Below are 21,938 nucleotides of genomic sequence, written 5' to 3'. Positions count from 1 at the left end.
AAATTGCTGCTTTTTTGTTGGATGAATCAATTCATCTATTTCACATTATAATAATAAATCTGTCTTCCTACATTACCTTGAAGGTCATTTCCTTCTACAACTACTTTATACTTACCTGTTCCATCAGCATTGAAGAATTCCAAATTCACCTCTCCTTTGGAATCAATCCTTACATCTGGATTCCAATAAACCGTAGTACGGTAATCATTGGTGTTTTTAGATTCTGCTGTGTTATACTTAGGCTCATAGAACTTACGCTCTTTCACATAGCCTAAAGGATAAAAATCAATTACATTTGATTTTGGCAACATCGCTTCAATTTGTGACAAGGTCATGCGTGGTTGTTTCTTCTCTTTTTTTGTAATAATGGAAACAACACCATCATTATTGTAGATATTTCTAACCGTCCCTAAATCATCACGCATAAAAATCTCAATAGCTTCAATATCGGCTACCTGAATTGAATTAATCGATGGCTCGTCAATTGGCATACCATTCAAGAAAAACTGAACCGGAACGCGACTACCCTGATTAAAATTTCTGGTAATATAGTATTTCTGAGAATTGACATCGAAAGTAATTCCAGTTAGCATGGTATTTAAACACATACTTAACACATTACATCCTCCGAAGCGGCTACCTTCAATTCGATGCTCTGGCATCGATAATCCCGTTAAGGCAGAAAAATCCTTACTCGTTTGTTTCTTTTCTTGCGTTCCAGTCACCACGACTTCTTCAATTAGGTTATTCACCCTAAACTCTTTCTTGCTATTATCTAAATATGCTTTTAGGTTATCATCGATATTTTGAATTGAACCAGCCTTATTTGGATTGTTAGGATCGATTTCAGGAAACAATGTAGGATCCAGTGTAATCACTAAACTCCTAAAGTTATCATTCCCCCTCGCATTCAATGTCGCCTTTAAGGAGTCACTGAAAACTAAATTTTCAAAGATATATCGACCTGAATTATCTGTATATGCATCCTTTTTTATCGCTGCTCCTGGAATATTTAAGAATAATCCTCCATTAGGTTGAACTCTACCTGTATTCTGACGAAGGATTCCGGTAATCGTGATTCCTTGCTCAGGCATGAATTTTACCTGTGGTAATTTTGCATTCACCAAATCCTTGTATTCAAACCTTCTAAATCCTTGTGTCATCATCAAAGCGTCCAAAGCTTCCAATCGGTTTTCATTCTTCGGATTGAAATAATAATTCGGCTTTTCAATATAGCCCTTAAGATCTGAGGTCAATAGCATATTACTTACTATACCTTTATCATTATCATCATTATATGGAACTTTGGTTTCATCAATAACCGACACCGAGAAATTACCTGGTAAGCTATCAACTTTGGTATCCAGGTTTAGTTTCATTTTCACCAGGTCCTTGCGGGCATAATCAGATTTATCTGTACTAACCTGAATTCCGATTAATTCTTGTGGCTGAATAAAAACTAAACGTTCTGAAACTGGCTGCCCATCTGGAGTCATCAAGGTTACTTGGACTACTCCATTTGGCAATTCCTTTAAAGGAATCTTAACAGATACTGCTGGACTTTTTATCGAAGCCTGCGCAGCATAGATCAAATGACCATTTAACTGGCCAAATACATAATAGGGCTTATTTTGAATGGTATTGAAATAGGCATCATTCGTCACCAAACCTAGATTGATAAATTCATTATCTTGAGATACCGCTACAACATTGATCTTGTCATCTACCACTGCTGGTAAATCAACCGTTTTCTCAACGCCATTGGCAAAGGTTGCAACTGCCTTATAACTCTCACCTGAAATAGGCAACAAATTAAATGCGCCCATACCTATTCCTAAATCCTCAAAACTAGCTACTTCTTTCTTTTTACTATCAATGATTTTTCCTTTAACCCCAATTGCACCTCCTGAGGAAGACATGGATTTAAAAGCGATCTTCTTCGATAATCCTGAAATTAAATCTCCACCTTCTGGAAAGAACTGAATATCAACATCTTGATAAGCATTCGTTAAAGAATACTGCCCAGTTTCTCCATCTTCCAATTGAAGTACCAAGCGACCCGCCTTAAACTTTTCCTTTTCCTTATGGGATAGGTTTATACTAATTCGACCTAAATCATCGGTTTCAGCTTTTCCTTTATCAAAAGCATCCCAACCATCATTCGCCTCCCAATTGAGCTTCTTTCGTCCTAATGCTTGACCATCGCGACCTCTTAATTGAATTGTAGCCTTGGTCTTATTTCCTTCTTGCAAGAACGTAATATTCGCACCCAGTTTTTTATTGATGGCATCTCCTATTGGCACTACCTTATTATAGAAGTAACCCATATCAAAATTCATCATCCATTTACTATAGGCCCTGAATCTATAATTATCCTGAGACCAATATTGAGGATCCAAAACCAATTGTCCTTTACCAGCACCTTCCTTTAATGGCACCCTAAGGGTCTGCATCAAGGAATCCTTACTATTGATGATATCAACATAAATGATTTTACTGGGATCATAATTGAATAGATTCGTATTTAGATAGGTTTTGAACCATAAGGTATCTCCTACAGCGTAATATGGCTTATCAAAATGTAAATGGACTTTTTCAACAGGATATACTGAGAAATATTTTTGAACATTTTCAACTGCAGTATTGATTGGAACTGCAGGTTTTTCTTGGCCCCTTGCCGTAAAAAATATGGAGGTAATTAGGAATACGGCTAAAAGGAAACGATTAGTTAAATTCATCAATAATCTATTTTTTGGAAAAGCTAAATATATTGATTTTTTAGGGAACAAGGGAAGTCTTAAAGAAATTTAACAGATACCTAGAGCAATGGCGCAAGCAATCGACATAGAGAATCTATTCCTCTTTTCCATGGTTTTCTCTTTTTCCAATCTTTGATCGATATCAAAACACAATTTTCCCGATCTATATCATATTGTTTCTCCATTTCCCTACAGAAATCTCGGTTGGAAATGACTGCCTGAACCTCATAGTTGATGTAAAAACTCCTGAAATCTAAATTTACTGTACCCACATAGGCGATTTTTCCATCAATGATGGAGGTTTTCGCATGTAAGAATCCTTTTTGATACTGGTAAACCTTCACTCCTCTTTCCAGTAATGGTTTTAAATAAGAATAGGTAGCATGCTGTACTATCCAGGAGTCTCCATCTTCTGGAATCATGAGTTCCACCTCTACTCCTGCTGCTGCGGCAGTTTTCAATGCTGTAGACAACTCTTCTGATGGAATAAAGTAAGGTGTACAAAGTTTGATGGTTTCACTGGCTTCACCAATACTAATCAATAAGGCTTCCATATTGAATGGACCTATCGAACCTGGATCACTCGAAGATAACGCAACGGCACTTAATTGGTCGGTGACTACTGGCGTCTCACGAAGATATCCTTGATCCAGATTAAAGGACGCTCCATCGGTTTGGTTCCATTGATTCCAGAAACTTATTTGAAACATCGCTCCTACATTTCCAACGATCTTCACCGCCGTATCACGCCAATAAAGTCCAAATTCATTCGGATTGGCGTATCGATCTGAAATATTAATGCCTCCTGTAAAACATACAAAACCATCAATGACCACAATTTTGCGGTGATTCCGGTAATTTGAATTCGCTAAGGATGTAAAGGTAACAGGCAGAAAAGGTTGAAATTCGATTTTACTATCTTTCTTCTTTCGCATGTAGCGAACAACTTTCGGAGAACCAAAACTATCCACAATTAATCTTACAATAATCCCTTCTGAAGCTTTCTTCTCCAATAAATCCAAGACCTTGGTCCCGATATTATCTAAATCGAAAATATAAAACTCCATATGGATGGAATGCTTGGCAGCTTCCAATGCCTCTAAAAGTGCTGGAAACATTTGCTCCCCATTTACCAATAAGGTTACTTCATTGTTTAAGGTGGGAGTCGACAATTTTTCATTTTTCAAATAGGAATAAACTCGGGAGAGATCGCCTATTTTACTTTGTATATTGCGAATAGACCACTGCATCAATGGTTCCAAGCGGTGAAATTCCTTTTTAAGCCGAAGCGTTTGTTCCTGATTGATCCGCTTTAATTTCTTGACCTTTGAAAACTTCTGTCCAAATAAATAATAAAGTATTAAACCTACGAATGGGATAAATACAATCACTAAAACCCAGGAAATGGTTTTTGTTGGATTGCGGTTCTCAATCAAAATGGTGATGATGACACCCACATACATGATGGTCAATGGGATCCATCCCCATATTTCCAAAAATTGAATGACTGTCTTTATATGTTCGTGCATAGATAGGAATTCTTTCTAAAAACCAATTCTTCCAGCTTTTGTTTGCACAGTGCTGGCAGGACTATCTACAAGATATAAAGAAATATTTATTAAGCGCAATTCATTGCGCCTTCAACCTGTAATAAGGGGCTTAGATATGGGATATCTAAGTTAGCGCCACGTAAAATAAACCAGGCGCCCATGATTAAAAATAAAATTGGCAAAACCGTGGAAAAGCCCTTTTTGAATATCCGCTTAGGAAAATTCCCAGCAAATGAAAAGACTAATAATAAGGGCAAGGTCCCAAGACCAAACAATAGCATAAATAGGAAGCTATTGCTTAAGGAATTTGCATTGACAGCAGAGGCCAAGGCCATATAAACCATTCCACAAGGAAGGATTCCATTTAATATTCCAGCAACAAAACTGCCTCCAGGACGATATAACCACTGCCCCATAAAGCGTGCAAATGGCTGAATGGCTTTCGTTTGAAGGGCGACAAGCTTGCCTGAACTTTTCCCAAACATGTAAAATAAACCTATGCTAAATAGAATAATTCCGGTAACCAAGCTGAACCCTTGTTGCCAACCTTGAATGGTTGCTGCATTTCCTAGCAACCCAAGCAATAAACCCAGAAATCCATAGGTCAAAATACGACCCAATTGATATAACAACTTATTAATTGTCGTTTTCCATGAGATGCCTTGTCCTGCTTGAACGGCAAGTAACAATGGGCCACACATCACCGCACAGTGTATGCTCCCCAATAACCCCATAAAAAATGCCAAATAGTGATAAGTCATCTTATTGAATAAATACTGCGTGATCCGAAATATAGGACTTGTCTGAATGAACCCAATCAATCTCTAAATTCCAATTCCCTTTCTTAAACGTGCTAACCGGCAATTTAAACTGATTCGTTTTACTGAAGAAAGGCAGTTGAAGATCCAGTGATTTGTCATCTAATCGCTTAAAATTTAAATTACCTTTATTACCGGTAGTCGAAAATTGAATCAATAGCGTATCCTTCAGCAATTGAATCTTTGGTCGAGCATGATCGTTCAATAAATTCTCCTTCTTATGAAAGGTTTCATCGTAATTCAATCCCTTTTCATAATAGTCGGACTCAACCAAGGTATCATTGTCATGACTAACCATATAAATCCCTGCGCCAATAATGAAAAGCATGAAAGCCCCTAGACCAAAAACTATTTTATATCCCCAGTTCATATCCTTATTTTATTGGTGGAGCAATAAAAGTAGTCTCCATCGTTTCTAATACTTTATCCCCAACCTTAATATCAACCTTTACATCGGTCTTGTATTGCTTGATTGACTTTTGATCGGCAATTAAAAATAAGCTTAATTTCGCATTGCCCTCACGACTTAAATGTGAAATAGGATTCACCACTTGAATCTTCACACCTTCTGTCGCACTGACAAGATCAAAATCCAAATCCTTGCTTGTTTTATTAATAACTTCCAAGGTATATAGATTGCTCACGGTTCCATCATCGCGTTTTTGATAAGTACTTCCCTTGGCACGAAGCAACCTTCCATCCACATCCGAACGGCTGAAAATCATATATCCGAAAATTCCCATGAGCAGCACAAGAATCGAGGTGTAAATCACTGCTCTCGTGTTTCTTTTCTTACCAGTATCTTCAGTTACCTTGCCTTCTGCCTCGGCTAAAGTATAAAACCCGATTAATCGCTTAGGTTTATTGATTTTTTCCATAACAGCATCACAGGCGTCGATACATGCAGTACAGGAAACACATTCCAATTGAGGACCTTTACGGATATCAATTCCGGTCGGACAAACATGAACACACAAATTACAATCGATACAATCTCCTTTAACCTCAGTAGATCCTTTCCTTTGTTTCCCCCTTGGCTCTCCACGCTGAACATTGTATGCTACGGTAACTGAATTATCATCCAATAAAACACCTTGAAGTCTGCCATATGGACAAATCCTCGTACATACAATCTCCCGCACAAAGGCAAATACAAAATAAAACACTAGAGTAAAAACGATAATGGAAATCAATCCCACGATATGATTTTCAATCGGATCTGTTACGATTTTATAAAGAGCATCTATTCCGATGATATAAGAAAGAAATAGATTGGAAATAATAAAGGAAATCAATAAAAATACGGAATGTTTTAATACCTTTTTCCATGCTTTGGCATCGGTATCAGGTCCTTCATTTAATTTCTTTTGTTGCAGCCAATCTCCTTCTATCAAATATTCAATCCGTCTGAATATCAACTCCATAAAAATCGTCTGAGGGCAGGTCCACCCACACCAAACTCGACCGTATACAGCTGTAAATAAAACTATACAAACCATCACGATCAACATCCCGAAGAGAAAAATATGAAAGTCTTGTGGGTAAAAGATGTTCCCAAAAATGGAGAACTTCCGTTCTATGATGTTGAACATCAAGAAGGGATTACCATTTATTTTTAGAATGGGTCCTAAAAAGAAGAACAGTAGTAATCCATACCCCACAACCTGTCGATAATTAAAGAAATGTCCGCCTGGTTTTTTAGCATATACCCAGTTTCTTTTCGATTTATCAATTGGTTTAGATTGGTTGGACTCATTTACTACTGTTCCCATGATTCTATTTATTAATTTGTTGCTGTACTATCTGCAGGAGCTTCTCCTTCAGCAGATTCTGCAGCTCCACCTTCACTATCATACTTCACGATTTCTTCCCCCTCAGCACCTTTTGGATTTGCAGGCTTACTGTCCCTCAAGGTGATGATGTAGTTACTGACCTCAGCAATTTGTGCTGGGGTTAAGGTTTGTTCCCATGGAACCATACCTTTTTCTGGCACCCCATATTTTACAGTGTGAAAGATATCTTTAATCTCACCGCCATGTAACCAGAATCTATCAGTTAAATTTGGCCCAATTGTACCTTCACCACTTCCGCCGTGACATGCCGCACAGTTGGTTGCAAAAATTCCTTTTCCATTCGCTGCCAAGGTACCAGTCTCATCAACCTCAATGGTATTCTCATCAAATAGGTTCGCAGACTGTGCTAGATACTCTTGCTTCGCTATTTCTGCCTTAGCCATTTCTCGCTCATACTCCTGATCCTGATTTAACCCCCATCCAAATACCTGGTATATCAATAGGTAAACCACCGCAAAGACTACCGAAGAATAAAATAAAGCATTAAACCATACAGGAATTGGATTGTTCAATTCTGAAATTCCATCATACTCATGGTCATCAATAACTAAATCTTTCTCCTGCTCGATTGGCTTTAAGCCCATGATATAATTCCATGTTCCTTTCCAATAGTTTCTTCTCGATATTTTCCGCTCTACAGCCAGTCTTTCTTCTTCTTTTACCACCTCAGGCATGGTCACCTTTAACATGGATTTCAATGCTCTATTGATGGCAATTGCTGCTATTAATACAGCAATCAATAAGATGAAAACTGCCAGATAGAACATATCATTATATAGGTCGCCAGTTCCGATAGCTACCAGCGTCCCGGAAATTGCACTGCTCATGATTACTATTAAATTCATATACGTTCTGATTCAGGTAAATTATCATTCAGTTTGTCGGACTCCTCAAAGGGCAATCCTTTCATGTAATCAACAAAGCTCTTTTTCATGGTAAACAACATGATTGCCACTAGAATAAAAAAGGTTAAGAAGATTAACAATGAGATGATTAGATAGATCTCATCCCCATGTAAATTTGTGATTTGTCTCCACATAGCTCTTTCTTTTTTGTGTTACATTAATTATTCTCTGCTACTTTATCTGCATCTTCCGCAGCTTTCGGCTCAGCTTTAATGTCTGTTCCCATGCGTTGTAAATATGCAATCATAGCAATGATTTCCTTAGTAGGTTCTACCTGTACATCGTTTGATTCCAGATCCTTTACAATAGCTTGCGCTTGTGCTTGTGCATGCTCAACGGCATTATTGATCTCATCATCCGAATATGGCACTCCTAAGTTCTTCATCACCTTCATCTTACCAGTCAAATACTTATAGTTGATATCTTGTTCAATCAACCAAGGATATGGCGGCATAATACTTCCAGGTGAAGTAATGGTTGGATCCAACATATGGTCAAAGTGCCATTTGTGTGGATATTTACCCCCAATACGGTGCAAATCTGGTCCGGTACGTTTTGAACCCCATAGGAATGGATGGTCATAAACAAACTCTCCAGCTTTACTATACTCACCATAACGTGCCGTTTCCGAACGGAATGGTCGAATAGTCTGAGAGTGACAGTTCACACAGCCCTCACGGATATATAAATCCCGACCAGTTAATTCTAATGCTGTATATGGTTTTACGGATGCTATCTTAGGAACATTATTAGCAACGGTAAATGTTGGAATCATTTCTACAATACCACCGATTAAGATGGCAATCAATGACAACACCATAAATAATATAGGCTTACGCTCTAAACGACGGTGTGCTGATGGCTCTGATTTCTCAATAGGTTTCAACGCTGGTGCTTCCGCGGCCTCATTGGCAACCAAAGATCCTGTTTTTACAGTTTTAACCAAGTTGTATGTCATCAAGATTACTCCCGATAAGTACAATAATCCTCCTACCGCACGCATCATGTGCATTGGTAATATCTCTAAGGTAGTCGCTAAGAAGTTAGGGTATTTCAATACTCCTTCTGGAGTAAAGTCTTTCCACATCAATCCTTGAACTACTGCTGCCCAATACATCGGAATCGCATAGAATAAAATACCTAAGGTTCCAATCCAGAAATGCGCGTTAGCTAATTTCTTAGAATATAATTGAGTCTTATAGATTCTTGGGATCAACCAATACAAGATTGCAAAGGTCATAAATCCGTTCCAGCCTAAAGCTCCAATATGTACGTGTGCAACAATCCAGTCTGTAAAGTGCGCAATTGCGTTAACTTGTTTTAAGGATAACATTGGACCCTCGAAAGTCGCCATACCGTAACAGGTCAATGCAACAACCATGAACTTTAATACTGGTTCGGTTCTTACCTTATCCCATGCACCACGTAAGGTCAACAATCCATTGATCATACCACCCCAGCTTGGAGCAATCAACATAATTGAGAATACTACTCCCAAGGATTGAACCCAGCTTGGTAAAGAGGTATATAATAAGTGGTGTGGTCCAGCCCAGATATAAATAAATATCAAGGACCAAAAGTGTAGAATACTTAATTTATAGGAATAAACAGGACGGTTAGCCATTTTTGGCAAGAAGTAATACATTAATCCTAAAAATGGTGTTGTCAGGAAGAATGCAACCGCATTATGACCATACCACCATTGAACCAATGCATCTTGTACACCTGAATAAACATAATAACTCTTCCATAGACCTACTGGCATTTGAATGGAGTTAACTATGTGTAATACAGCAACCGTAACGAAAGTGGCAATGTAGAACCAAACGGCTACATACATATGTCTTTCTCTACGGCGAATGATGGTACCAAACATATTAATTCCAAACAGCACCCATATAATGGTGATTGCTAGGTCAATTGGCCATTCCATTTCTGCATATTCATGCGAAGTGGTCAGCCCTAAGGGAAGGGTAATTGCTGAGGCTACAATAATCAATTGCCAACCCCAAAAGTGGATCTTACTAAGTACATCGCTAAACATTCTGGCCTTTAACACCCGCTGCATCGAATAGTATACCCCCATAAATATGGCATTACCCACAAAGGCAAAAATTACTGCATTGGTATGTAAAGGGCGAATACGTCCGAATGTGGAATATTGAAGTCCAAAGTTTACCTCTGGCCATACTAACTGCAAAGCCGCAATTAGCCCTACAGTCATTCCGACGATCCCCCAGATTACAGTTGCGATTCCAAAATCTCTGACAATCTTATTGTCATAATTAAATTGCTCTACCTGCATTATTCTTATATATTAAGTTAACGATTCAAAATTAGCAGTCTACCCATGACATTCTAATGATAATGGGAAGCAAGAAAATGTGATTCCTATCACTTTTTGTAATAATTGAATAATCGCTAAATCGTATAACTAAAGAAAATAAGGTAAGAGCTTGAGGTCAATATCAGGTTAGTGTGTTCTTGTTGTTGAATCGGCATGTTTAAAAATCTCGGATATAGCATAAAGCTTCTCTTTAGTTTTTTCCCATCCAGCACAATCTCGCTTTCAATTGCTAAACAAAAAATCCCTAAAAGGGATTTCATTATCTTAAACTTAATTAAAATTTTCAATAAATAGGATTGCATGCATTAATATCAATAGCGAATTAACGGAACCTAGTGAGGCATTCTAAAATTTTAGGCATAAAAAAAGGAAACCTAAGGTTTCCTGATTTGGTATTGTTCATAAAATTAGGCTTTCGCGCTTTATGTAGTTTCCAGAATTGCTTTCATGGAAATTATCTTATAGACATAGGCTGCAGTTTCAGAATTCAATTTCAAGTCATAGTAACTATCCTTGTTTTGTCTTCTTAAGGAAGATCTTAAACTTCCTCCACCTACATTATAAGCTGCTGCTGCTAAGGTCCAATCACCAAACTCTTTGTGTAGTGATTTAAGATATTTTGCTGCTGCATGGGTAGACTTTATTAAGTCTAAGCGCTCATCCACACTTCCATTCACCTTCAAACCATACAATCTCGCTGTTGCGGGCATAAATTGCCAATAACCTCCGGCTCCCTTGTGGGAAGTGGTCTTAGGATTCAGACTACTCTCAACTACAGCAATGTACTTGAAATCTTCTGGAACACCGTAACTCTTAAGGATTTTCGCAATGCGGGGAAGTAATTGATCCGCTTTTCTGTGAATTTGATGTGTGGGCTTTTTTAGATAAGCAAACCTACTCAGGTACTTGTCTAGTTTTTTCTTTACTGTAACCTCCTCTAAAGGAATATCGGTCTCAGCAAAAGAAATTCGGCTGTAAATATCATCTTCAGCCTCTTTTTTGTTAGTCGCCATTGCATCTGCAATATTGGCTCTCATCGAGAGGTCCAATGCCTTTCTAAAAGGATCAGCCGTCTCTGGTTGGGGTTTTGAGTACAAGTTCGACATTAACATTAACATCAAAAGTGCACTACTACATAATACTCTTTTTTTAACCATTCATTCCCTTACTGCCACCCTATCCACGCAACTCCTAAAAGCCGATCAAAAAGTAGCTTGGTGAAAAATCAAGCTCCAAAAGTACAGCTTATTACTTTAACGCACAAACAATAGTATTAATAAAGAAAGTTAATTATAGTTAAAGCCATGTAAAATCTACGTTAAAACAACTTTAAACCAATATTTCCAAATCCGCCTTTTTTGTAACATTTCTACTGTAATTATCGGCCATTTCATACATAGTTAAACATAAATTAACCAAAACCTATTAATTTGAGAGCCCTTTAAGGCAATTCAAAGTTAAAATCTCGATCATAAATCGTATAAAATCCACTGAAAACCATAAAATACTAGAAACTAGATTTTTACGCCTCTACAGCAAACTAATCGACCTTTTCCTCCTATTATGTCTACAGTTTCTAATATTTATTAAAGTATTCCTCTTAAATGTGGAATGAGTCAAAATTTTGCCTATCTTTGTGGCTCATTTTTTCGAATTATGCCATTCAATAGCAAAAGGAACAGTCGAGAGGACAACTCCAGAAAATCAAGAAGCAATTCCGACGGCTTCAAGAACAATAAAAAGGACGATAAATCATCCTTCGACTCATCAAGAAGTTACAAATCTGATAAATTTAATCGCGACTCAAATTCTGATAAAGGCAGATTTGATAAAGACGCTAAATTTGGAAGAGATTCTAAATTTAACAAGGACTCTAAATTCGCGAGAGATTCTAAATTCAACAAAGATTCTAGACCTGACAGAGATTCCAAATTTGGAAGAGACTCTAAATTTGATAGAAACTCAAAATTTGGCAAGGATTCTAGACCAGATAGAGATTCTAAATTCAGTAGAGACTCTAGACCAGACAGAGACTCTAGATTTAACAGAGAGGATAGAGATTCTAAATTCAATAGAGAAGAAAGATTCAATAAAGAAGATAGATTCAATAGAGAGGAAAGACCTGAAAGAAAATCAAGATACGGCGAAGAAGCAACGAAAAGATCTTCAAAATTCAGTAAAGACTCTAAATTCAATAAAGATGGTAAGTTTGAAAAATCTTTCAACTCAGACCGTCCTTACAAAAAATTCGATGGTAAAGGCAGAGATTTCAGCAAAAGAAATTCTGGCCGTGACAACGAAGGTAGATCGGATAACGATTTCCGCAAAGATAATTTCAGAAAACCTAAGCAAGAAAAAAACTTCAATGTTGAGGATGATGGATTAATTCGTTTAAACCGTTATATCTCCAACTCTGGGATTTGTTCGCGTAGAAAGGCGGATGAACTTATTGAAGCAGGTGTAATCTCTGTGAATGGTGAGGTGGTAACCGAGTTAGGAACTAAAGTTGATCCTGCAAAGGACGAAATTAGATATAACAACGAACGCCTAAAACGTGAAAAAATGGTATATATTCTTTTGAATAAACCAAAAGATTATATCACAACAACAGATGATCCTCAAGAACGTAAAACTGTAATGCACTTAGTAGCAAAAGCAACTAAGGAAAGAATCTACCCTGTGGGTCGATTGGACAGAAATACAACCGGACTTCTGTTGCTTACAAATGATGGCAATTTAGCTGAGAAACTTTCTCACCCAAGAAATAACATCAGCAAAATCTATCAAGTTGAATTAAACAAGAACTTATCACAAGGTGATTTTAATAAAATTCAATTCGGTATTGAACTAGAGGACGGATTCATCAAGCCTGACGACGTTAGCTTCGTTGTAGGCGCTTCAAAAAGGGAAGTTGGAATCCAAATCCATAGTGGTAAAAACAGGATTGTAAGACGTATTTTTGAATCATTAGGCTATGAGGTTGAAAAACTAGATCGCGTAGTCTATGCAAACCTAACCAAAAAAGATCTTCCACGTGGTCGTTGGAGATATTTGGAGGAAAAGGAAATTATTCAATTAAAACACTTAATGAAATAGCATACAAGGCGCAATCTAGATTGCGCCTTTTTTATTTGCCCCTACTTTCGTATTTTTAACAAAATTACAATTGATATGACAGACCCTAAATGTTTAACTTCGGTTGCCGAATTCCATAAAACTTTTCAGCACCCGATTTTAGATCAACCAACAATCCCTTCTGAGACGCGTTGCAACTTGAGAGTATCTTTAATCGCTGAAGAATTAAAAGAACTGGAAGAAGCAATTAAAGACAAAGACCTGGTAGAAATTGCGGATGCTCTTTGCGATATTCAATATGTGCTTTCAGGTGCTATCTTAGAATTTGGTTTGAAGGATAAATTCAATGACCTTTTCAATGAAGTTCAACGTTCGAACATGAGTAAGGCTTGTAAAACTGAACAAGAAGCAATGGAAACTCAACAACATTATTTAGAAAAAGGTGTTGAGTCCTACTATAAAGAAATTGATGGTAAATTCTTGGTTTTCCGTAAAGGCGATGATAAAACTTTGAAATCAATCTATTACTCTCCTGCCGATTTAAAAACAATCGTCGAGAGGTAATCATCAAGATATTTCAATACAAAAGGGTTGCAGACTGCAACCCTTATCTTATATCGTTAAATCAGCTTCTTTATACGCTGAACCTTGTTTCACACCTCTCTCTTCAAGTCCTTTATCAATTTTGGTTTGGATGCCTGATTTCGGGAATCCCCAATTTGGAGCAATCAATAATTCCTTATCAGCAATTCCAAATACCCGTTGGATAATGATATCCGGTCTTAGCAATGGAATAAATTTGGAAAGGAACTCAGTATACTCTTCCAAGCTAAATAAGTGGAAGGGTTCTCTTTTATACTTCACCCCCATAATGGACCCTTCAACGATATGAAGGTGGTGTAATTTCACAAACTTGATCTTAGGCTGCTTATTAATTTCATCAGCATATCTAAGCATCATCTCTTCCGTTTCCCATGGAAAACCAAAAATAGTATGAACACATAAATCCAAAGATGTATTTTCCAACATCTTCATGGTCGATATAAACTCATCATGCGAACAGCCTCTATTGATACGCTCCAGCGTATCATTATAAATAGACTCCATTCCCATCTCTAAATCGACGTCAAGACGATCCGTATAGCTCTCTAATAGCGCAATCTTTTCAAAATCCAAGCAATCCGGACGAGTACCAACTGATAATCCAAGAGTATGTTCAGGACAAATACTCAAGGCTTCATCATACATCATTTTTAATAAATGCGTCGGAGCGTAGGTATTGGTATTTGGCTGGAAATAAATGATAAATTTTTCCGCTCCATAACTATTACGAGCTCTTTCAATACCATTTTCAACCTGTTCCCGAATAGAAGGAATCTTCCTTGCTGTATCAGGCGTAAATGAATCAACATTACAATAAGTACAGCCTCCATACCCCTTACTTCCATCACGATTCGGACATGTAAAATTACCATCAACAATAACTTTAAACACCCGTTGACCGTCGTATTTTTCCTTCAAATAAGCCCCATAATGATTATAAGGCTTGACTCCATTATCTAATTGTGTACCCATTGGACAGCAAAGATACGGATTTTTAAATTATTGTTTTGTCTGATTTATCTCCCAAAAAAATACAATATCGTATTCATAACCAATCAGATCCATAAGGAAGTGAGGAGTAGGTTTGTCCTGTAAGTATTACAAGGTCCAGCCCCAGCGGGGCGACATATTTGTAGCAAGGGGTATTTGACAACATACAGCCCCAGCGGGGCGGAATGTTTGTCTTCATATCGCCAAAAATAGATTCCTCAGCAGAGATGCTGAAAGATAATGATATTAGAGTTTATAAAGAGGGCGTATGCGATACGCCCGTACAATGCGTTTCATTTATCCGATAGGCATTCCGCCCTGCATGGTCAAGCCCCATAGGGGCGAAATATTTGTAGCAAAGATCATATAACAAGGTACAGCCCTGTAGGGGCGGCATGTTTGTAGCAATGATCATATAACAAGACACAGCCCTGTAGGGGCGGCATGTTTGTAAGAACCATGACCAAACAACAATACAAAAGGGCGTATGCGATACGCCCCTACCGACCGGTCCATCCGTTCCATTTCCCTGAAAACACAAAAAGCCCGTTGTCATCTGACAACGGGCTTTCGTATAAAATTAGGCACCGACCTACTCTCCCACCTGTTACGGCAATACCATCGGCTCTGGCGGGCTTAACTTCTCTGTTCGGAATGGGAAGAGGTGGACACCGCCGATATAGGCACCTGAATATCTTTTAAGTACTCTAGAGCGTTCTCTGGTAGCAGACCCAGGGTCTAACTACTAAATACTAACTACTAAATACTATATTGACATGTTATTGGAAGAAAGGATGTTAAAAAGAGAGAGGACAACAGAACTATCCGCATTGGAAAGCTTCGGGCTATTAGTATCACTCGGCTTTGGTCTTTCAACCTTTACACCTGTGACCTATCAACGTTGTCATCTTCAACGACCCTTATGAGGAAGTCTCATCTCGTGGCTAGTTTCGCACTTAGATGCTTTCAGCGCTTATCTATCCCGGACGTAGCTACCCTGCCGTACACCTGGCGGCATAACAGGTTCACCAGCGGTCCGTCCAACCCGGTCCTCTCGTACTAAGGTCAGATCCACTCAAACTTCCAGCGCCCACAACAGATAGGGACCGAACTGTCTCGCGACGTTCTGAACCCAGCTCGCGTGCCACTTTAATGGGCGAACAGCCCAACCCTTGGGACCTTCTCCAGCCCCAGGATGTGACGAGCCGACATCGAGGTGCCAAACCTCCCCGTCGATATGAGCTCTTGGGGGAGATCAGCCTGTTATCCCCAGAGTACCTTTTATCCTTTGAGCGATGGCCCTTCCATACAGAACCACCGGATCACTATGTCCGTCTTTCGACCCTGGTCGACTTGTAGGTCTCACAGTCAAGCAAGCTTATGCCATTGCACTCCTCGTACGGTTACCAAGCGTACTGAGCTTACCTTTGAAAGCCTCCGTTACCTTTTTGGAGGCGACCACCCCAGTCAAACTACCCACCAAACAATGTCTCCCGCATCGCGGGATTAGAAACCGAATACAGAAAGGGCGGTATTTCAAGGTCGTATCCACGATTCCTGGCGAAACCGCTTCGACTACTCCCGCCTATCCTACACATCCTGTACCCAATTTCAATGTTAAGCTATAGTGAAGGTTCATGGGGTCTTTCCGTCCCGTTGCGGGTAACCGGCGTCTTCACCGATACCACAATTTCACCGAGCTCATGGCTGAGACAGCGCCCAGATCGTTACACCATTCGTGCAGGTCGGAACTTACCCGACAAGGAATTTCGCTACCTTAGGACCGTTATAGTTACGGCCGCCGTTTACTGGGGCTTCGATTCAATGCTTCTCCTTGCGGATGACATCCCCTCTTAACCTTCCAGCACCGGGCAGGTGTCAGGCCTTATACCTCATCTTTCGATTTCGCAAAGCCATATGTTTTTGCTAAACAGTCGCCTGGGCCTTTTCACTGCGGCTTCTCCACCCGAAGGTGGAGGAAGCGCCCCTTCTCCCGAAGTTACAGGGCCATTTTGCCGAGTTCCTTAGCCATGATTCACTCGAGCACCTTAGGATCCTCTCCTCGACTACCTGTGTCGGTTTACGGTACGGGTATTGATAACCTGGAGCTTAGCGGGTTTTCTTGGAAGTCTGCTTACCTGCGCTATCAGCGCCCCCGAGGGTTTGCTGTACTATCGGGCTTCAGCTGTACCAGCGGATTTGCCTACCGGTCCAATACCTTTGCCCTTCAACGAACTATTCCGTCAGTTCGCGGCAGTGTCACTACTCCGTCACCACATCGCAGTTATCAATAGTACGGGATTATTAACCCGTTGGCCATCGGCTGCCTCCCTTCGGATGCGCCTTAGGTCCCGACTAACCCTGATCCGATTAGCGTTGATCAGGAAACCTTAGTCTTTCGGTGGGCGGGTTTCTCACCCGCCTTATCGTTACTTATGCCTACATTTGCTTTTCCATCAGGTCCACCACGAGTCACCCCGCGGATTCACCCCCGATGGAATGCTCCCCTACCAGTGCAATAAATTGCAATCCATAGCTTCGGTATCGTTCTTGATGCCCGTTTATTATCCACGCCCGGCCGCTCGACTAGTGAGCTGTTACGCACTCTTTAAATGAATGGCTGCTTCCAAGCCAACATCCTAGCTGTCTGGGCAACCGGACCTCGTTAGTTCAACTTAGAACGAATTTGGGGACCTTAGCTGATGGTCTGGGTTCTTTCCCTCTCGGCCTTGGACCTTAGCACCCAAAGCCTCACTGCCGGCCATATCTAGCAGCATTCGGAGTTCGTCTGGATTTGGTAGGATTTGACTCCCCCGCACCCAATCGGTAGCTCTACCTCTGCTAGACTCATATGCCGACGCTGTTCCTAAAAACATTTCGGGGAGTACGAGCTATTTCCCAGTTTGATTGGCCTTTCACCCCTACCCTCAGGTCATCCGGAAACTTTTCAACGTTTATCGGTTCGGTCCTCCAGTACGTGTTACCGCACCTTCAACCTGCCCAAGGGTAGATCACAAGGTTTCGCGTCTACCTCGTCCGACTATACGCCCTGTTCAGACTCGCTTTCGCTTCGGCTCCTGGCCTTAAGCCATTAACCTTGCCGGACAAGAGTAACTCGTAGGCTCATTATGCAAAAGGCACGCCGTCACGGAATCACTCCGCTCCGACCGCTTGTAAGCACACGGTTTCAGGTTCTTTTCACTCCCCTGTTCGGGGTTCTTTTCACCTTTCCCTCACGGTACTGGTTCACTATCGGTCTCTCAGGAGTATTTAGCCTTGCCAGATGGTGCTGGCGGATTCCCACAGGATTTCTCCGGTCCCGCGGTACTCAGGATACCACTATGGCTGCATTCTTTACCTGTACGGGGCTCTCACCCTTATCGCGCAGTTTCCCACCTGCTTCCAGTTCATAGCACAGTCCAATGGCGTGGTCCTACAACCCCAGTATTGCCGTAACAATACTGGTTTGGGCTCTTTCCCGTTCGCTCGCCACTACTTGGGAAATCATTGTTATTTTCTCCTCCTACGCCTACTTAGATGTTTCAGTTCAGCGCGTTCGCTTCATTTGATGGCATGTCTTCAACATGCCGGGTTGCCCCATTCGGAAATCCACGGATCAATTCGCATTTGCCGATCCCCGTGGCTTATCGCAGCTTATCACGTCCTTCATCGCCTCTGAGAGCCTAGGCATCCCCCGTGTGCCCTTGTTTACTTTCTTCACGCTATCACCCCTTTTGCCAAGTGATAGGTTGCTTATTGGCCGCCATCCATCGCTGGACGACAGGCCTCTGTTGTCTTCTCTTGTTAATCTCTTTTCTTCCAATATGTCAAAGAACTCTTTATCTGAGTACCTAGTAGTTAGTAGTTAGTATTTAGAACCATTGCTCTAAGCTAAAACCTTCTATAAGGACTCGGACCTGTGGAGAATAACGGATTCGAACCGTTGACCCCCTGCGTGCAAGGCAGGTGCTCTAGCCAGCTGAGCTAATTCCCCGTGTGATGGTAGTCCCGAGCAGATTTGAACTGCTGACCCCTACATTATCAGTGTAGTGCTCTAACCAACTGAGCTACGGGACTAGCTTATCTCTCTCATCTCTCGGTGTCACCGGTTGTCAGGAGCATCACTATCTAAATACTAAATACTAGATACTAATTACTCCCCACAGGGTGGGCACTTTCTTCTGAATGTCTTTTTTTTCATACGATCATGTATGTCGCGCAGCGATCCCAGAGCGGGCTCTAGAAAGGAGGTATTCCAGCCGCACCTTCCGGTACGGCTACCTTGTTACGACTTAGCCCCAATTACCGGTTTTACCCTAACACGCTCCTTGCGGTTACATGCTTTAGGTACCCCCAGCTTTCATGGCTTGACGGGCGGTGTGTACAAGGCCCGGGAACGTATTCACCGCGTCATTGCTGATACGCGATTACTAGCGAATCCAACTTCACGGGGTCGAGTTGCAGACCCCGATCCGAACTGTGAATGGCTTTTCGAGATTGGCATCACATTGCTGTGTAGCTGCCCGCTGTACCATCCATTGTAGCACGTGTGTAGCCCCGGACGTAAGGGCCATGATGACTTGACGTCGTCCCCGCCTTCCTCTCTGCTTGCGCAGGCAGTCTGTTTAGAGTCCCCACCTTGACGTGCTGGCAACTAAACATAGGGGTTGCGCTCGTTGCGGGACTTAACCCAACACCTCACGGCACGAGCTGACGACAGCCATGCAGCACCTAGTTTCCTGTCCCGAAGGACGGATGCGTCTCTGCATCCTTCAGTAACTTTCAAGCCCGGGTAAGGTTCCTCGCGTATCATCGAATTAAACCACATGCTCCTCCGCTTGTGCGGGCCCCCGTCAATTCCTTTGAGTTTCACCCTTGCGGGCGTACTCCCCAGGTGGATGACTTAACGCTTTCGCTTGGACGCTTACGGTATATCGCAAACATCGAGTCATCATCGTTTAGGGCGTGGACTACCAGGGTATCTAATCCTGTTCGATCCCCACGCTTTCGTGCATCAGCGTCAATAACGGCTTAGACAGCTGCCTTCGCAATCGGTGTTCTGAGACATATCTATGCATTTCACCGCTACTTGTCTCATTCCGCCGTCTTCAACCGCATTCAAGCACTTCAGTATCAAGGGCACTGCGACAGTTGAGCTGCCGTCTTTCACCCCTGACTTAAAGTGCCGCCTACGCACCCTTTAAACCCAATAAATCCGGATAACGCTCGGATCCTCCGTATTACCGCGGCTGCTGGCACGGAGTTAGCCGATCCTTATTCTTTAGGTACATTCAGCCCACTACACGTAGTGGGGTTTATTCCCTAACAAAAGCAGTTTACAACCCATAGGGCAGTCATCCTGCACGCGGCATGGCTGGTTCAGGGTTGCCCCCATTGACCAATATTCCTTACTGCTGCCTCCCGTAGGAGTCTGGTCCGTGTCTCAGTACCAGTGTGGGGGATTCTCCTCTCAGAGCCCCTAGACATCGTCGCCTTGGTGGGCCGTTACCCCACCAACTAGCTAATGTCACGCGAGCCCATCCATATCCTATGAATATTTGACAAATAAACCATGCGGTAAATCTGTGTCATGCGGTGTTAATCCGAATTTCTTCGGGCTATCCCCCTGATATGGGTAGGTTGCTCACGCGTTACGCACCCGTGCGCCACTCTCACCAACCGGTAGCAAGCTACCAGCTGGATCCCGTCCGACTTGCATGTATTAGGCCTGCCGCTAGCGTTCATCCTGAGCCAGGATCAAACTCTCCATTGTAAAATGAAGTGTAAGATCAAGACTATTTATAATAAATAGAATTGTCTTGTTTTAATGTTTTCCTCCCGCTCCGGGATATCTGAATTGATTTCTTAAAATCTTTGTTCAGCTATCGTACTCTCGTACGAGTCGCTGCGCTACATGATCATTTAAAGAACTTATCTCGCCTGGGCATCTCGCTTCGGCTTGTATATCGTCCCTACTCTCGTAGGGTTGATGTGTCATTTTTTTATCGCTCCGAGCATCGCGCTCGTTGCTGTTTCCCTCGGTTGGGACTGCAAAGGTAGAAACCTTTTTTGATTCCGCAAAATTTATTTTAAAATAATTTTGAGGCGCTTTTTTCAAAAGATACGGCGCATCGGGTGTGACCCCTTTTTTACCGTGTTTCCTTCCCTGTTGTCAGTGGCCTTTCAGCCGTCCCTCCCTTGCGGAGTGGTGCAAAGATAGGGACAAAACATCCATACTTCCAAGACATCCCAGCAACATTTTTTAGCAGCAAACCGTAACTCGCTAGCACATTGCACGATAAATTTTCAGGAAGGTTGCATTTTCATTGCCCAGGGATGGCTGCGGGGGCATGAACGGTAGAAAAGGGAGGTCAGGCGATAGGGAAAGTCAGGGATCCATTCTGGTCAAATATTAGCGGAGGTCCTTTCGCATTTGATTTCCATTGGTATTCATTTACCCCGGCATTATCGGAAATACTTCGGGAGCAGGTCCTGCAAAATTCGATATTCCGGCGCTTCACTAGCGCAGATCCCCCGCAGATCCGCCGGACCTCGGCCGTAAAAATTCGGCCAAGGTCAGGAAAAGATCCGAAGAAGGTCCGACCAAGGTACGGTAGAGGTCCTAATTTGTCCCCATGTAGGACAGAATTATCGCTGAAGTCGAAACTGTAGTATTGCTGTATTCGAAATCGACTTTATTGCGGAATTCAAAACTGCATAAATACTGAATTCGAAACGGCATTATTAATGAATTCGAAACGGCATTATTACAAAATCAAAACTGACATTAATACAGCATTCAAAATCTGTATTACGACAGTATTCAATTCCTATATTAATACAATCTTCACAACCTTCATTTGTACAGTATTCAAAACCGACCTTGAAAAGGAGCGGAAGTAAAGGATTGATTATAGTTTAAAATTATCGCTGAGAAGAAAGGTTCTAGACAAACAAGATGAATCAATATAAAAGATCAGCAAGAAGCTAACTGCTTTTTAAAAATATTTTCGAATCCCTAGTAAACAAAAAAGGGTG

12 protein-coding genes, 2 tRNA genes and 3 rRNA genes are annotated in these 21,938 nt (G+C 41.2%); 2 read left to right on the top strand and 15 right to left on the bottom strand.

Translation table 11 applies throughout. The annotated features are described in order from the left end of the window. Window positions 1–35: 35 nt before the first annotated feature. The 9 genes from ACF3OC_RS05235 to ACF3OC_RS05195 form a co-directional block, all read right to left on the bottom strand. Window positions 36–2,738: a hypothetical protein gene (locus ACF3OC_RS05235; protein WP_094280356.1), complete on the bottom strand. Its 2,703-nt coding sequence runs from the start codon at window positions 2,736–2,738 to the stop codon at window positions 36–38. Window positions 2,739–2,818: 80 nt separating this feature from the next. Beyond that, a complete protein-coding gene (gene cls / locus ACF3OC_RS05230; protein ID WP_094280355.1) occupies window positions 2,819–4,288 on the bottom strand; it encodes a cardiolipin synthase in 1,470 nt (489 codons plus the stop codon). An 89-nt stretch (window positions 4,289–4,377) separates the two neighbouring features. Then, window positions 4,378–5,070: a sulfite exporter TauE/SafE family protein gene (locus tag ACF3OC_RS05225; RefSeq protein WP_094280354.1), complete on the bottom strand. Its 693-nt coding sequence runs from the start codon at window positions 5,068–5,070 to the stop codon at window positions 4,378–4,380. 1 nt (window position 5,071) lies between these two features. Continuing rightward, entirely contained in the window at window positions 5,072–5,497 is a 426-nt protein-coding gene (locus ACF3OC_RS05220) for a FixH family protein (protein ID WP_094280353.1), read from the bottom strand. A gap of 4 nt (window positions 5,498–5,501) precedes the next feature. Continuing rightward, window positions 5,502–6,899: a cytochrome c oxidase accessory protein CcoG gene (ccoG, locus tag ACF3OC_RS05215; protein WP_094280352.1), complete on the bottom strand. Its 1,398-nt coding sequence runs from the start codon at window positions 6,897–6,899 to the stop codon at window positions 5,502–5,504. Between the two features lie 11 nt (window positions 6,900–6,910). Beyond that, complete coding sequence (locus tag ACF3OC_RS05210; RefSeq protein ID WP_094280351.1) at window positions 6,911–7,825, bottom strand: cbb3-type cytochrome c oxidase N-terminal domain-containing protein; 915 nt, start codon at window positions 7,823–7,825, stop codon at window positions 6,911–6,913. Next, a complete protein-coding gene (locus tag ACF3OC_RS05205; RefSeq protein ID WP_094258178.1) occupies window positions 7,822–8,019 on the bottom strand; it encodes a hypothetical protein in 198 nt (65 codons plus the stop codon). Before ACF3OC_RS05205 ends, ACF3OC_RS05210 begins: the two co-directional genes overlap by 4 nt. Window positions 8,020–8,042: 23 nt before the next feature. Further along, entirely contained in the window at window positions 8,043–10,190 is a 2,148-nt protein-coding gene (ccoN, locus tag ACF3OC_RS05200; protein WP_094280350.1) for a cytochrome-c oxidase, cbb3-type subunit I, read from the bottom strand. Window positions 10,191–10,654: 464 nt separating this feature from the next. After that, the gene (locus ACF3OC_RS05195; RefSeq protein ID WP_169715222.1) at window positions 10,655–11,338 is read right to left on the bottom strand and encodes a lytic transglycosylase domain-containing protein; all 684 of its coding nucleotides are present in this window, start codon (window positions 11,336–11,338) and stop codon (window positions 10,655–10,657) included. A gap of 505 nt (window positions 11,339–11,843) precedes the next feature. Between ACF3OC_RS05195 and ACF3OC_RS05190 the strand changes: the two genes are divergently transcribed. After that, window positions 11,844–13,328: a pseudouridine synthase gene (locus tag ACF3OC_RS05190; RefSeq protein WP_392471044.1), complete on the top strand. Its 1,485-nt coding sequence runs from the start codon at window positions 11,844–11,846 to the stop codon at window positions 13,326–13,328. A gap of 75 nt (window positions 13,329–13,403) precedes the next feature. Further along, window positions 13,404–13,871, top strand: coding sequence for a nucleoside triphosphate pyrophosphohydrolase family protein (locus ACF3OC_RS05185; RefSeq protein WP_094258173.1), 468 nt, complete (start codon window positions 13,404–13,406; stop codon window positions 13,869–13,871). A 48-nt stretch (window positions 13,872–13,919) separates the two neighbouring features. Here the strand turns inward: ACF3OC_RS05185 and ACF3OC_RS05180 are convergent, their stop codons facing one another. From ACF3OC_RS05180 to ACF3OC_RS05155, 6 genes are all read right to left on the bottom strand, one after another. Next, window positions 13,920–14,882: a TIGR01212 family radical SAM protein gene (locus ACF3OC_RS05180; protein ID WP_094258172.1), complete on the bottom strand. Its 963-nt coding sequence runs from the start codon at window positions 14,880–14,882 to the stop codon at window positions 13,920–13,922. Window positions 14,883–15,479: 597 nt separating this feature from the next. Next, a 5S ribosomal RNA gene (gene rrf, locus ACF3OC_RS05175) occupies window positions 15,480–15,591 on the bottom strand. Window positions 15,592–15,729: 138 nt separating this feature from the next. Next, window positions 15,730–18,618 (bottom strand): 23S ribosomal RNA (locus ACF3OC_RS05170). 202 nt (window positions 18,619–18,820) lie between these two features. Continuing rightward, window positions 18,821–18,894, bottom strand: a tRNA-Ala gene (locus ACF3OC_RS05165). A 6-nt stretch (window positions 18,895–18,900) separates the two neighbouring features. Next, window positions 18,901–18,977, bottom strand: a tRNA-Ile gene (locus ACF3OC_RS05160). 166 nt (window positions 18,978–19,143) lie between these two features. Further along, window positions 19,144–20,673, bottom strand: a 16S ribosomal RNA gene (locus tag ACF3OC_RS05155). The 16S, 23S and 5S rRNA genes sit together here with 2 tRNA genes alongside, the layout of an rRNA operon. Window positions 20,674–21,938: the final 1,265 nt, after the last annotated feature.

This window comes from Sphingobacterium cellulitidis (genome assembly GCF_043187465.1).
GTDB classification, from domain to species: domain Bacteria; phylum Bacteroidota; class Bacteroidia; order Sphingobacteriales; family Sphingobacteriaceae; genus Sphingobacterium; species Sphingobacterium cellulitidis.
The sequence above is the reverse complement of the archived record's forward strand: the minus strand, read 5'-3'. Positions and strand labels throughout refer to the sequence as shown.

Bases quoted from the DNA above. Each gene is read 5' to 3' on its own strand.
- ACF3OC_RS05210 (WP_094280351.1), bottom strand. From the start codon at position 7,825: ATGAATTTAATAGTAATCATGAGCAGTGCAATTTCCGGGACGCTGGTA.
- ACF3OC_RS05225 (WP_094280354.1), bottom strand. From the start codon at position 5,070: ATGACTTATCACTATTTGGCATTTTTTATGGGGTTATTGGGGAGCATA.
- ccoG (WP_094280352.1), bottom strand. From the start codon at position 6,899: ATGGGAACAGTAGTAAATGAGTCCAACCAATCTAAACCAATTGATAAA.
- cls (WP_094280355.1), bottom strand. From the start codon at position 4,288: ATGCACGAACATATAAAGACAGTCATTCAATTTTTGGAAATATGGGGA.
- ccoN (WP_094280350.1), bottom strand. From the start codon at position 10,190: ATGCAGGTAGAGCAATTTAATTATGACAATAAGATTGTCAGAGATTTT.
- ACF3OC_RS05205 (WP_094258178.1), bottom strand. From the start codon at position 8,019: ATGTGGAGACAAATCACAAATTTACATGGGGATGAGATCTATCTAATC.
- ACF3OC_RS05185 (WP_094258173.1), top strand. From the start codon at position 13,404: ATGACAGACCCTAAATGTTTAACTTCGGTTGCCGAATTCCATAAAACT.
- ACF3OC_RS05180 (WP_094258172.1), bottom strand. From the start codon at position 14,882: ATGGGTACACAATTAGATAATGGAGTCAAGCCTTATAATCATTATGGG.
- ACF3OC_RS05190 (WP_392471044.1), top strand. From the start codon at position 11,844: ATGAGTCAAAATTTTGCCTATCTTTGTGGCTCATTTTTTCGAATTATG.
- ACF3OC_RS05195 (WP_169715222.1), bottom strand. From the start codon at position 11,338: ATGTCGAACTTGTACTCAAAACCCCAACCAGAGACGGCTGATCCTTTT.
- ACF3OC_RS05220 (WP_094280353.1), bottom strand. From the start codon at position 5,497: ATGAACTGGGGATATAAAATAGTTTTTGGTCTAGGGGCTTTCATGCTT.
- ACF3OC_RS05235 (WP_094280356.1), bottom strand. From the start codon at position 2,738: ATGAATTTAACTAATCGTTTCCTTTTAGCCGTATTCCTAATTACCTCC.